We start from the raw sequence: 14233 nt of genomic DNA, 5'->3' as shown, positions 1-14233 counted from the left end.
AGTTGCAATCCATCCTCATCGTCGGTGCAGGGTTCGCCGGCGCGGTCTTCGCGCGGCAGCTCGCCGAGGCCGGCTATCGCTGTCAGGTCATCGACCGCAGGCCTCATATCGCGGGCAATGCCTTCGACGGGGTGGGGGCGAACGGCATCCGCATCCACCGCTATGGGCCGCACCTGTTCCATACCAATAACAAGGCGGTGGTGGACTGGCTGAGCCGCTTCACCGAATTCGTGCCCTATCAGCACAAGGTAGAGGCCTTGCTCGCCGATGGGCGCTGCCTGCCGATGCCGATCAACCGGCAGACATTGGAACGGCTGTTCAAGGTCGAGTTGCCGGATGCGGAGGCGGCGCAGGCCTTCCTCCGCACCCTTGCCGTGCCGATCGAGGCGCCGGCCAATGCGGCGGAGCACCTGCTGTCGCAGATCGGGCCGGACCTGACCGACCTCTTCTTCCGGCCCTATACGAAGAAGATGTGGGAACTGGACCTCGAGGAGATGGATGCCTCGGTGGTGAAGCGCATCCCCCTCCGCTTCGACGACGAGGACCGGTATTTCCCGAACGATCAGTATCAGTTCATGTTCCGCGGCGGCTACACCAAGGCTTTCGAACGCATCCTCGACCATCCCTCGATCACGGTGGAGACGGGGCGGGAATTCGAGAAGGCGATGCTGCGCGACTTCGACCACTGCTTTAACAGCATGCCGATCGACGAATATTTCGGCTACGAGTACGGGCCGCTGCCCTATCGCTCCATCCGCTTCCATCACCGGGAGGTGCCGGCGGATCAAGGCGTCGGCTATGCGACGACGATCAACTTCACCGATGCCGGGCCGCTGACGCGGGAGACGGATTGGTCGCGCATTCCCGACCATGTGGTGCGGGAGACAGGGCGGAAGACGCTGACCGCGGAGGAGCCCTGCGACTACCGCGACAATGCGATGGAGCGTTACTACCCGGTGAAGACCAGCGACGGGCGCTACCAGGCGGTCTACGAGAAGTACAAGGCGCTGGCGGAGAAGGTCGGCGAGTGCAGCTTCATCGGGCGCTGCGGAACCTACCAGTATCTCGACATGCACCAGGTCATCAACCAGTCGCTCATGCATGTCGACAAGTGGATCGAGGCGCGGAAGTAGTTACTCCCCGGCGGCGGTGCCATCCCGGCGGGGATCGGCGCCGCCTTGCAGACGAATGCCATCCGGCTCGCGCAGGATGCGGATGGCAGTGAGGCCGGAATTCATCACCCGCACCTCGACGGGGAAGCCGCGGGCCTCCAGCGCCGGGGCGAGGGCGGCGGCGCTGGTGCCGGCTTCCAGTTCCAGCGTCGAATTCAGCGCGCCGATGCGGGGGAGGGAGACGGCGGCCTGGGGCTCCATCCCCCAATCCAGCATCGCCACCAGCGTCTGCGCGACATGGCCGATGATGCGGGAGCCGCCGGCCGAGCCGAGCAAGGCGACGGGCTGGCCGTCGGCGCCGAAGACGATGCTCGGCGACATGGAGGAGCGAGGGCGCTTCGCCGGTCCGACGCGGTTGGCGATGGGGCGGCCGTCGATCTCGGGCAGGAAGGAGAAGTCGGTCAGTTCGTTGTTGAGCAGGAAGCCGCGGACCATCACCCGGGCGCCGAAAACATCCTCGATGGTGGTGGTGAGCGCGACGGCGTTGCCGGCGGCATCGACGACGGAGATGTGGCTGGTGCCGTGCTCCGGCTGCGGCGGCTGCGAGGCGAGCGGCGCACCGCCCTGCCAGGGCGGGTTGCCGGGGCGGGGCGTCGCCAGCGCATGGTCGCGGTCGATGAGCTGGGCGCGAATCGCTAGGTAGGTGGGGTCGAGCAGGCCGCGGACGGGGACCGCGACGTGGTCGGTATCGGCGAGGTAGCGGTTGCGGTCGGCGAAGGCGATGCGGCCGGCCTCGCCAAGGAGATGCGCGGCGTCGAGGCTGCGTGGGTCGAGCTGCATGTCCTGGTGGCTGAGCATGGCGAGGATCTGCAGGACGGCGACGCCGCCGGAGCTCGGCGGCGGCATCGAGCAGACGGTGAAGCCGCGATAGGGGCCGCAGACGGGCTGGCGCTCGACCGGGGCGTAGCCGGCGAGGTCGTCGGTGGTCAGCAGGCCGGGATTGGCATGGCCGCGCACGGCGGCGGCGATCTCGGCGGCGATGGGCCCGCGGTGCAGGGCATCGGCGCCCTGCTCGGCGATGGCGCGGAGGGTGGCGGCGAGCGCCGGGTTGCGCAGGCGGGCGCCTTCGGCGAGGGGCTTGTTTTCGGGGAGGAAATAGGCGCGGGCCTGCGGGTCGCGGCGGAGGCGCTCGGCATCGGCGGCGATCTGGGCGGCGAGGCGGGGAGTGACGGCGAAGCCGGCCTCGGCCGCAGCTATGGCAGGGGCGAAGAGCTGGGCCCAGGGCAGCCGGCCCTGGCGCTTGTGGACGGCTTCCAACATTCGGAGGACGCCGGGGACGCCGACGGCGCGGCCGCCCACCGCGGCCTCGTGGAAGCCCATGGGCTGGCCGTCGCGGAGGAAGAGGCTCGGGGATGCGGCGGCGGGCGCGGTTTCGCGGCCATCCCAGGTGGCGAGGCGACGGGCGGCGGCGTCCCAATGCAGCATCAAGGCGCCGCCGCCGATGCCGGAGGCTTGCGGCTCGACCAGGGTGAGCATGGCCTGGGTGGCGATGGCGGCATCCACCGCGTTGCCGCCGGCACGGAGCATGGCGAGTCCCGCCGCGGACGCCATGGGATGGGCGGCGACGACCATCTGCCGCTGGGCCTGGGCAGGGAAGGCGAGGCAGAGGAGCAGGAGGACGAGGCGGGCCATGGTGCTCCTGGGTGGGGCTGTCTCCGGCTTCTACCCGCCAATGGCAGTGGCGGGAACCGGAGCGCGGTGGCGGAAGGCCAGCGCCTCCGCAACATGGGCCCTGAGGACGATTTCGCACCCCGCGAGATCGGCGACGGTGCGGGCAACCCGGAGCATGCGGGTGTAGCCGCGGGCGGAGAGGCGGAGCCGGTCGGCGGCCTGCTCGGCGAGCAGGCGGGCAGCGGGTTCGGCCAGGAGGCTGCGCTCCAGCACGGTGCCCTCGGCGGCGGCGTTGCAGCGGGGGCCGGCCTCGCCGTAGCGGTCGCGTTGCCGCTGGCGGGCGGCGGCGATGCGGGCGGCGACGGCGGCGCTGGTTTCGCCGGGCGGAGCATGGGCGAGTTCGCTGGCGGGGACGGGCAGCACCTCGATGGCAAGATCCATGCGGTCGAGCAGCGGGCCGGAGAGGCGCATGCGGTAGTCGTCGCCGCAGCGGGGAGCGCGGCCGCATTCGCGGGGCGCATCGCCGAGATAGCCGCAGCGGCAGGGGTTCATCGCCGCGACGCATTGGAAGCGGGCGGGGTAGGTGACGTGGGCGTTGGCGCGGCTGATGGTGGTGCGGCCGGTCTCCATCGGTTGGCGCAGGGCCTCCAGCGCGGCACGGGGGAATTCGGGCCATTCGTCGAGAAAGAGTACGCCATGATGCGCGAGGCTGATCTCGCCCGGCTTCGCGCGGCCGCCGCCGCCGATGAGCGCGGCCGGACTGGCGGAGTGGTGCGGTTCGCGGAAGGGTGGGCGGATGACGAGCCGGCCACCCCGTAGCAGGCCGGCGATGGAGTGGACGAGGCTGACCTCCAGCGCCTCGGCAGGCGACAGGTCGGGCAGCAGTCCGGGGAGGCGGGCGGCGAGCATCGACTTGCCGGCGCCGGGAGGGCCGACCATCAAGAGGTTGTGGCCGCCGGCGGCGGCGATCTCGAGGGCGCGCTTGGCGCTCTCCTGGCCCTTCACCTCGGACAGGCAGGGGCCGCGCTCCGCGACGGGCTGGACCGGTGGCTGCTGCGGTGGCGCCAGACGCTGGGTGCCGCGGAAGTGGTTCATCAGCGATAGCAGGTCGGGCGCGGCGAGCACTTCGATGCGGCCGGCCCAGGCGGCCTCGCCGCCCTGGCTCGCCGGGCAGATCAGGCCAAGCTCGAGGGCGGAGGCGCCGAGGGCGGCTGGCAGCACGCCGGCGACGGGGCGGATCATGCCATCCAGCGAAAGCTCGCCGAGGGCTGCGTAACGCGCCATCCGGTCGCGCGGCAGCACGTCCATCGCCGCCAGCACGCCGAGCGCGATGGGCAGGTCGAAATGCGAGCCTTCCTTGACGATGTCGGCCGGGGCGAGGTTCACCAGCACGCGCTTCGGTGGCAAGGCGAGGCCGAGGGCAATCAGCGTGGCGCGGACCCGCTCGCGGCTTTCGGCAACCGCCTTGTCGGGCAGGCCGACGACTAGGATTGTCGAACCGGTTTTCTGGGTTTATACCCATCCTGCAACAGTCTCCTGCCGCGGGGTGGGCGTGACGATTGCAACCACCGATCCCGTCCTGCGTCCAGCGATTCCGCCGCACGAAACCGCGAGGTCTGATGAGAACCGCCTACAGCTACGTCAGATTTTCGACCCGCGATCAGGCGGACGGGAACAGCCTGCAACGACAGCGTGAAGCCGCAATAAATTACGCTGCCAAAAATAACTTGCACTTAGACACAAGCTATATCGATCCCGGTTTGAGCGCGCACAAGGGAAAGACGGTTAAAAAAGGGGCATTCGGCCGATTCGTCAAAGCCGTCGAAGCCGGCGAAATCCCGCCCGGCAGCATTTTGTTGATTGAGGCATTCGACCGATTTAGCCGCCAGGATGTGTTGTCGGCGATGAGCCTGCTCACCACACTACTGCAACGCGGCATTACCGTGGTCACGCTGGAGGATAACCAGAGCTACACAGCGGAGAGTGCCAGAGACGGCCTCAGCCAAATTATCGTCGCGGTTGTGAAAATGCAGGCCGCCTATGAATACTCGCAGCGCCTCGGCAAACGGCTCAAATCGGCATGGCAGGGTAAGCGGGACACTGCCGAAAAGCCGCTGACCAAATGGTGCCCGGCGTGGTGCGAGTTGAACGAGAACACCGGCAATTTCATCGAAATCAAAAAGCGTGCCAATCTAGTGCGCGAGATATTTCAAATGTGCGCGGATGGGATGGGCAAGGAACGCATTGCCCGCGAACTGAACGAACGCGGTGTCCCAACCTGGGAGCAGCCCGGCAAGCGACCTCAGGCCCGGCAATGGTACACAGGCTACATTGCCCGGATACTGAGCAATCGAGCGGTCCTCGGCGAGTTCCAGGCGCATCTCTCGATGGATGCCATGGACAAGGATGGCCGCGATGTGCGCCGAGCCGAGGCCGCCGGGAGTGTGCGGCACGGATACTACCCGGCGGTCGTCGATCGCGCACTCTGGGACCGAGTTCACGCCGTGCGGCAGGCGCGCAAGGCAACCGGCGGACCCAAGGTTAATGTCCATAACTTGTTCACAGGTCTGATCAGATGCTCCGCCTGCGGATCATCCATGATGATGCGCAACAAAGGTGATCACCGCAAAATACCCACCAAAATGCTGGCGGGCTACCAAGGGTGGCGGACCGGGAACAAGCTGGTGTGCTCTGCCGCCTTTGCCCGCCGCCGCGATCCACTACTCGGCGAACTGGTTTGCGATATGACCGAGCACGTCAATTACCATGAGATCGAGGGACCGATCCTGGACCACCTCGGCGAACTCGCCCTCCCCAGGGGGGGCCAGCCAGCGTCGCCGAAAGTGCGGCAGATCGAGGCGGAGGTCGGAACCCTGCGGGATGAAATCACTCGCAACCGGACAGCGCTCGACAGTCTCCTCGTAGACCTCGGCGATCGACCGGAAATCCTGGCATCGATCACCAGGGTGGAGGCATCCATCACCGAGAAGCAACGGCAGGCCGCCGCGCTGGAGCGTGACCTCTCGACCCTCCGAGGCCGGCAACCCAGCAGCAGCGCGTTGGAGGCCATCCGGGAACTGCGCGAGGCCGCGGAGAGCAATGATCCAGTCGTTCGGCGAGCCGCGCGTCTGAAGCTAGCCGAGGCACTGAAGGGCATCGTTGACCAAATCGAGGTAGTGGCGGATATCAGCCGCGCTTTCCTCGTTTACGGCGTAATCAACCAAGCCATCATAGAGCATGGCACCCACCGCCTGCTCCCTGACCGCGCGCCTTACCTAGGGGAGCGGACTGAAGAGGAATTGCTGGAGCGAATGCGCGAATTCTGGCTTCGTGCCACGAAGACCCCCCATATCGACGAGAACGGCGAAGAAGGCATTTCCTTGTCCTGGGGTATGACAAAGCGAGCCGGCAGTAAGGAAGACTAGCCGAGTTCGGTACAAATCCTACCCGGAAGATCAAGATGTTCCCGGCGCCGGAGCCGGCGGAGAAACGATAGAGCGTCGTCGCTGCCACCCGCTCGGCCGGGGTCATCCGCCAAGGATAGTAGGTCACGTCGCGGATGATCCCGTTCAGCGGGACGCCGCTGGCTGGCGCCCAAACCTCGGAGCCGATCGCCAGCTTGTTGAACAGATGGGTTTGCGCCGGGCCGACATTCGAAAAGCTGTTGCCATCATAGGTCACGTAGCACCCGGCCGCGTCATAGGCCAATGCCGCCCGGAAGGGTGCGGTCGGGCTGAGCTTGTTAGCTCCGTTGGTGTTGATCTGCCCGGGCACCTTGGCTACCGCCACGATGTTGGACCCGCCGCTGTTCACCCTCAGGCAGACAGAGCTTTGATCGTCCCCGGTGCGGCCATCGTTGAGCGACAGGATTTGCGCCATCGAGGATAGGCCCTGCGGCCAGTGCATCTCGATGACAAATGTGCCGGCGGTCAGGTTGAACCATGGCGCTGTCGGCATGGTGAAAACATCGGGGCCGCGGGGCCATCGGGCCCGGGAATAATGGTAACCGCCGCCCTCCCGACATCGCGGTTCCAGGCACCCTTCGTAACGCCAAGCGGTAGCGCGAGCTGACAGAATGCAGCATGATACCATAACACATGCTCGTCGGGAGGTATGGCTGCGACATTGGCCGCCAGCGAGCGCGGCTTGGTAATTTGCGTCATGCTTTTTGTAACTCGTACTGCGCTGACAGGCTGTTTTGAAAGCCGCGCCTGGCGAACTTGGGCCTGAAAAGGTGGCGTAGGAGAAGCGTTCTGGGCGGCTTTCCTAGAAAGAAGCCGCCATGTGGACGCCCGATACCCGCGCGCTGGTTGGGGACTACGGGTCCGGTCAGGCCCTGAGCGACGAGCAGTACCGCTTGCTCGAACCGCTCATCCCAGCCGCCAAGCCCGGAGGCCATCCGCGGACGACCGACATGCGGCGCCTGCTGGATGGGTTGTTCTACCTCGTGCGGACCGGTTGCCAATGGCGGCATCTGCCGCCCCCTCCGGCATTCCCGCCGTGGCCGACAATCTACGGCTATATGCGCGCCTTCCTCCGCGACGGGGTGTGGGAGAGCATACGCCACCACATCGTCGTCATGCTGCGCGAGGGCGCGGGGCGCGAGCCAAGCCCGACGGCGGCCATCCTCGACACCCAGAGTGTGAAGACAACGGAGAGCGGCGGGCCTCGCGGCTACGACGCAGCCAAAAAGGTCAAAGGGCGCAAGCGGCATGTCGCGGTCGACGCGCAGGGGCTGTTGCTCGGCGTACTCGTGCATGCCGCGTCCATCCAGGACGCGGACAGCGCGGGCGACCTGCTCCGGCGTATTAAGCCCCTCTACAACTGGCTCCGGACCATGTTCGCCGACAGCATCTATGACCGTCTCGCCGTCCTGCTCGCTTGCTTTCTGCTCGGCCTGACGTTGGTCGTCGTCCGCCGCGTCGCAGGCACCAAGGGCTTCGTCCTACTGCCACGCAGGTGGGTGGTCGAACGAACCATCGGTTGGCTCGGCCGATGGCGCCGCCTGTCGAAGGATTATGAGCAACGGCCCGAGGTCGCCGAGGCCATGGTCACCCTCGCCATGATCCGCCTCATGCTCCACCGCCTCGCTCACCCAAACCGCAAGCGACTTCCTGCCCCGTAGCTTTCAAAACAGCCTTTGAGATGATTAGATGCGTTCCCGCTACACACCAAGACAGAAGGTAGGGGAGCGCAGTCACCATCCCACCAAGTGGCGGCTCATCTGTGCTTCTGCAAGCATGTTAGTGGCCGGTAGGGAGGCATCGGTCTCATTTGTCCTCACGCCCTGGGCGAAACCCGACGGCACCTAGGGCGGGCCGCTGTCGCAGCTCAGGGACGGTACCGATGGCATGGTTACCGTGCGCACTCGAGCAGCGGCCTGATCTGGTCCATGCGATGCGCGATGATGGTGGCCCGCTGTCGAACATGTTCTGACGGCGATGCTGCTGACCATTGCAGGGGAAGCGGAAGCACGGCTCAACATTAGCCACGACCGCACCGCCAACCTCTTTGATGAACTCAACTAGACTGCGATGTTCGCCATTCTCACACGCCGTCTCGTCTCACAAATCAAGATGTAGAGCGGGATTTAAACGCGTACAGCTTCTTAGCCGTTACTTCCCAACATTTGTAACAATCCTCAGCCACAGAACTTGCCTGCGGGTCGAAGTGGAGGAGGCATAGTCGCCCCTAGCGCTCACGCTGATGCGCGACTCGCCCGGCAGAAGGTTCTCATAAAACCCTTGCGCGCTTTTATCCGTCTTGTAACAAACTCCAAGTACAGGCAGCGAAGGCAAGCATGGTGGACGCACCCGTTTCGGTATTCCAGAGTGATCTTTCGGTTGCAGCCAAGCTTGAGCGGGCTCGAGCCGAGTTACTGGACCTGTCAGCCCGTAATCGCCTTTTGAACGTTCCTCGGTTTTCGGCATCGGCACGCACCATCGATGTCGTCGATGAGCGGTCCTCCGAGGTGTTCCGGCTTCTGGTCCGTGAAGCCAAGGCATGCACCTTCCTGCCCGGGCGGGAGACGGCCGCGGACAAGGCTGAAGCCGATGGCGACGCCCTCCTCGCAGAGCTGCCGCAGCCAATCGAGAGTGAGGCTGCCGACGAGAGGGGGATCGCTAGCCGCCATTCCGACACCAGGCTGCAGACCCGGATGACCTCCAAGGGGTTACAGAAGCGCCTTTTCGATCTGTTTGGGGACGCCCTCACATTGGAGGAGGAGCAGGGCGTCAACGTCCTCTACTTGGCTCTTGGGATGCTGAAATGGATTGACCCCCTCAACAAGGAAAACGTCCGGCATGCGCCGCTCGTGCTCGTGCCGGTCAGGCTGGAACGCGGCACGGCTGGGGAGCGCTTCCGCCTCTGCGCCAGACCGGAGGATTTGTCAGCCAATCTCTCTCTCGAAGCCTACCTGGACCGAATCCATGCCCTGAGGCTTCCCGATTTGGAGCCCGACGATGAGTTCGACCCGACCGCCTACTTCAAGGCGGTCGCTGAGGCTGTCGAGACCAAGGCAAACTGGGAGGTTAAGCCGGACGACATCGTCCTCGGCTTCTTCTCCTTCGCCAAGTTCCTGATGTACCGCGACCTCGATCCGGCGAACTGGCCCAAGGGCGAGACAATCGCTGACCGCCCGCTGATCCGATCCCTCCTGGCCGACGGGTTTGACGGGCGGGATGAGCTTCTTCACGAGGACACTCCAATCGACCGGCACATCGCCCCGGTCGACATGCTGCACATTGTCGACAGCGACAGCTCACAGACTCTGGCAGTCCACGATGCGCGGCAGGGCCGGAACCTCGTCATCCAAGGCCCACCCGGCACGGGCAAGTCGCAGACTATCTCTAACATCATCGCGTCCGCCGTAGCCGACGGGAGAACGGTGCTCTTCGTTGCCGAGAAGATGGCGGCTCTGGAGGTGGTCAAGCGGCGCCTCGACATGGCGGGCGTGGGTGACGCCTGCTTGGAGCTCCACAGCAACAAGGCGAATAAGCGCTCGGTCCTAGACGAACTTCGGCGCACCTGGGACCTGGGAACGCCCAGGGGAGAAGGTCCAGAGGCGGTGACCCGGCGCCTGACCGAGGCGCGCGACGTGGTAAACGCCCACGCTGAGCGAATTCACCGTACTCACCCCATTGCCGGTCTGACGCCGTTTCAGGTCTTCGGCCAACTCGCCCGCCTGAAGCAGGACGGGCGGCGCCCCGTCGATTTTGACCTTCCCGACGCGCCGACTTGGTCTCGGGAGGACGTTGCGAAGCGCCAGGCGCTCGTCGGCGAGATGGCCGAGCGGGTTCTGGACATTGGCCTGCCGGACCAGCATCCCTGGCGCGGTGTCGGGCTGGACGTCGTCCTGCCGACCACGGTCGAGCGGCTGATGACCCGGCTGACCGAGCTGCTCGCTCGTTTCGAGGGTTGGGCGTCGCTCCAGGCCGCACTTGCCCGGCTCCTCGAGACGGATGCCTCCCCCAACTTCGCCGACACCACGCTCCTGACGGCTCTCGGGCGTCGCATCGCTTCCGCCCCGAGCCTCGATCCGGCCGCCCTGGCATGGCCGCATTGGACCGATAGGGCCGAGGAGGTTGTGCGCCTGTTGGCCACAGGCCGTGAATTCGAGCGGCTCACGGCCGGATTGGAGGGACAAGCTACCCCGGCTGGGCTGGAAGTTCCGGTCGCGGACGCCATCACGGCATTGACTAGCCTGCCACCGAGCTTCGGAACCGTAGCCTTCGCTCATATCCGCGAGCTACGCGACCTGCTCCCGAGGTTGCTGACAGGCGCCGACCAGCTCAACGCGGAACTGGGGCAGGCCAGCGGCGAGCGTACTCTGGCCGCCCTGGACCGGCTGATCTCCACCGGTGAGCGAGTGGCCGCAGCCCCAGACGCCAGCCCTGAAGCCTTCGCGGCGACTGTCTGGGACCACGGCGTGGAGCAGGCCGGTGACCTGGCAGAGGCGGTTGCGTCTTTGGAGCGTGCCAAGGCCGCGCTGGGTGACAGCGTCCATGAGGCGGCTTGGTCGACCGATGTGACCCAGGCCCGTCTGGCCTTAGCTACGCACACCGGCATTCTCAAGATGCTGAACTCCGACTGGCGTCAGGCTAATACCCTGATGCGCACGGTCGTCCGGGATCCCAAGGCGCCCCTCCCAGAACTTCTCGACCGGCTCGACACCCTGACCAAGGCCCGGACAGCCGTCCGGACGATTAAAGAGGGCCACGAGTTCGGCAAATCGGCCTTCGGAGCGGACTGGCGGGGTGAGAAGTCAGTTTCGGCGCCGCTAATCGCCCTCGTCGACTGGATGCGCACGCTCCGGGGACTGGGCGCCGAGCCCAGGATGATCGCTGGCCGCACCCCCCAAAGGTCGGCGTTGGTACAGATGACGTCTGGATTGAGAGACCTCTACTCCGAGGTGCGCTTGAAGCTGGAGGCGCTGAGGGCCGATGCGGGCGGCGACATATCGACCTTGTTTGGCGGCAGTCTCTCCAACGACCGGGCGACGCTGCCGGATCTGGCGGCCCAGATCACCGGCTTAGCCATGGCCGACGACGTGGCCTTAGCTGCCGTTCCCGCTGCTCAGAAGGCATCGGACCGGCTGGAGGTGCTATGTCGCATCGCCGCCCGGCAGGAAGCGTCCCGTGCCATTGAGGATGGGCTACCGCTTGGTGCCGCTGCCTTCGGCAAAGCTTGGCAGGAGCAGCGCTCCGATTGGCGCGGGCTGGCGCAGGCGGCGCACTGGATTGCGTCCAACCACGACATCCGCCAGCTAGCCTCCCGCGTCACAAGCCGGGGTGAACTCGCCGAACTGCTGCAGCATGTGGAGAGTGGCCAGGAGCGCCTGCTCAAGGAGATAGACGAGGTCTTTTCCTCCTTGCAAGCTCCTACGCTCGCATTGTTCGGCAGGGGTTCGCTTGACGCCGTTCCCTTTGCGGAGATGACCAGCCGGTTGTCGGAATGGCTGGCCAATGGAGAGCGGCTCTCCAAGTGGGTGTCCTACCGCGAGCGTGCTGACCGCGCCCGGGAGGCAGGTTTGACCCCGCTAGTGCAGCGCCTCCAGGATGGGCGCCTTGCACCTGTGGACGCCATCCCTTCCTTCCAAATGGCGTACTACGAAGCCCTGCTCGCCGACCTCGTGCGGGCGGATCCTGAGCTTGGGCGCTTCGACGGGACGCTTCACGGGGCGCGGACGCGGGACTTTGCGAAGCTGGATCTTCAACGGATCGACGCGGCTAGGTTGGAGGTCGTCCGCGCCCACCATCGGGGCATCCCGGCCCAAGTTGGGATGGGTCCCGTCGGGATCCTGCGGGCTGAGATCGCGCGACGCCGGGGCCACATGCCCATCCGGCAGCTGGTCCAGCGAGCCGGACCGGCCATCCAAAAGTTGAAGCCCGTGGTCATGATGAGCCCGCTCTCGGTCGCCCAGTTTCTGACCCCGGGCCGAATGACGTTCGACCTTCTTGTCATGGACGAGGCCAGCCAGATCCAACCCGTGGACGCCCTCGGCGCCATCGCGCGCTGCCGCCAGGTCGTGGTCGTAGGCGACGAACGGCAGCTGCCACCGACCCGGTTCTTCTCGAAGATGACCGGCGGCGAGGGGGACGACGACGAAGATGGCGCGTCTGTCGCTGACATTGAGAGCATTCTCGGGCTGTTCACGGCCCGCGGTCTGCCCCAGCGCATGCTACGCTGGCACTACCGGAGCCGACACCAGTCCCTGATCGCGGTGTCCAACCGCCAGTTTTACGAGAGCAAGCTTTTCATCGTCCCCAGCCCCTACACCCAAGAGGCTGGGATGGGGTTGTCGTTCCGCCACGTTCCGGATGGCGTCTTCGACTCGGGAGGAACCGGCACGAACGTCGTTGAGGCCAAGACGATTGCCCAGGAGATCATCCGCCATGCAAAGACCAATCCCGGGCATTCGCTGGGTGTGGCGACCTTCTCAAGCCGTCAGCGGCGGGCCATTCAGGATGAAGTTGAGCTCCTGCGACGGCTGAATCCCGACACTGAGGAGTTCTTTCAGGCGCACCCGGGTGAGCCGTTTTTTATCAAGAATCTGGAGAACGTTCAGGGTGACGAGCGGGATGTCATCATGATCTCCGTTGGATACGGCCGAAACGCCAACGGCACCTTCTCCATGCGCTTTGGTCCGCTCGGCGCCGATGGCGGCGAACGGCGCCTGAATGTGCTGATCAGCCGCGCCAAGCGCCGCTGCGAAGTGTTCTCCTCCATTACGGACGAAGACATTGACTTGGAGCGGGTGAAGGGCCGCGGTGTGTTCGTCCTCAAGCTCTTCCTCCACTACGCACGGACCGGCAGGCTCGACATTGCGCACCGTAGCAGCCGGGAGCAGGACAGCGTCCTAGAGGAGCAGATCGGACGGGCCTTGCAGGAGCGCGGCTATCAAGTCCACCCTCAGGTCGGCATCGCGGGCTTCTTCATCGACTTGGCAATTGCCGACGCCGAACGCCCGGGCCGCTATCTCCTCGGCATCGAGTGCGACGGGGCCGCCTATCACAGTTCACGATCCGCCCGGGACCGCGACCGCCTGCGGCAAGCGGTACTCGAGGACCATGGATGGATCATTCACCGCGTTTGGGGGTCTGACTGGTTCCAGCGTCCGCGGGAGCAGCTTGAAAAGTTAGCGGCAGCCATCGATGCCGCTCGTGGCGAGTTGGCTGAGCGCGAGAAGGCCGGGCATCTCGCCGGGCGTGCTGTGCCCATCGACATCGTGACGTTCGAAAGGGTCGGCGTCACGGACCGCGGCACCTTGGACGCCGAGGGTGGTGGTGGTGGACCGATCCCGCTCTACCAAGAAGCGGCGCCTCAGGTGCCCTTGGAGCGGGAGATGCACGAAGTTCCAAGTGGCCAGATGGCGGAACTCGTTGGGCAGGTCGTTGCCGTAGAAGGGCCTGTCCACATCGATGAGGTCGTGGTGAGGCTGCGGACCGCATGGGGCCTTCAGCGCGCCGGTGGTCGCATCCAGGCCGCAGTCGAGCGTGGAGCCAGTGTCGGGGTTCAGCGTGGCAAAATCGTCAGAGATGGAGAGTTCCTGTCCATCCCGGACCAGCCAGTGGCTGTCCGTGATCGCGCCAGCGTCACCTCCGCCTCTCTGCGCAAGATTGAAATGCTTCCGCAGAAGGAAATGGAGGCGGCAGTCTTGCACGTAGTGAGGACCGGACTTGGAGCAAGCACCGATGAGGTTGCAGCCGCGGTGCCACGCCTTCTAGGCTTCAAATCAGTCAGTGCTCAGCTTCGCCAGGTTGTCGTGGCCGCCAGCGCGCGGCTTGAGGATGTTGGGGTGCTCGCCCGTGAAGCAGGCATCCTTGTTGTGGCAAATACGGACAAGGCAAGCTTGGCAGCGAAGTAATGTCTGCCTTCTCAACACATGGCGCGTCGTGCACGTTGGCACGGCCCGGCACCTCAATCCTCAGCGGCGTGGACGGGCCGTCTGG

General features: G+C 65.5%; 5 protein-coding genes and 1 pseudogene. 4 read left to right on the top strand and 2 right to left on the bottom strand.

Going from position 1 to position 14233, the window contains the following annotated elements; all coding sequences use genetic code 11:
• The first annotated feature begins 2 nt into the window (after positions 1-2).
• A complete protein-coding gene (locus LH62_RS23365) occupies positions 3-1133 on the top strand; it encodes a UDP-galactopyranose mutase (RefSeq protein ID WP_043364534.1) in 1131 nt (376 codons plus the stop codon).
• Here LH62_RS23365 and ggt read toward each other — a convergent pair whose 3' ends face one another.
• Together ggt and LH62_RS23355 are read right to left on the bottom strand one after the other, a co-directional pair.
• Entirely contained in the window at positions 1134-2804 is a 1671-nt protein-coding gene (gene ggt / locus LH62_RS23360) for a gamma-glutamyltransferase (protein ID WP_043364533.1), read from the bottom strand.
• A gap of 30 nt (positions 2805-2834) precedes the next feature.
• A pseudogene (locus LH62_RS23355) lies at positions 2835-4268 on the bottom strand (YifB family Mg chelatase-like AAA ATPase); the annotation flags it as partial.
• 134 nt (positions 4269-4402) lie between these two features.
• Here LH62_RS23355 and LH62_RS28685 point away from each other — a divergent pair.
• The 3 genes from LH62_RS28685 (at position 4403) to LH62_RS23340 (ending at position 14148) form a co-directional block, all read left to right on the top strand.
• Complete coding sequence (locus tag LH62_RS28685; protein WP_082012742.1) at positions 4403-6208, top strand: recombinase family protein; 1806 nt, start codon at positions 4403-4405, stop codon at positions 6206-6208.
• Between the two features lie 857 nt (positions 6209-7065).
• Positions 7066-7908: an IS5 family transposase gene (locus tag LH62_RS23345; protein ID WP_052214849.1), complete on the top strand. Its 843-nt coding sequence runs from the start codon at positions 7066-7068 to the stop codon at positions 7906-7908.
• Positions 7909-8583: 675 nt separating this feature from the next.
• Complete coding sequence (locus LH62_RS23340; RefSeq protein ID WP_043364531.1) at positions 8584-14148, top strand: DUF3320 domain-containing protein; 5565 nt, start codon at positions 8584-8586, stop codon at positions 14146-14148.
• Positions 14149-14233: the final 85 nt, after the last annotated feature.

The sequence above is a fragment of the Belnapia sp. F-4-1 genome, assembly GCF_000802185.1.
In the GTDB taxonomy this organism is placed as follows: domain Bacteria; phylum Pseudomonadota; class Alphaproteobacteria; order Acetobacterales; family Acetobacteraceae; genus Belnapia.
The sequence above is the reverse complement of the archived record's forward strand: the minus strand, read 5'-3'. Positions and strand labels throughout refer to the sequence as shown.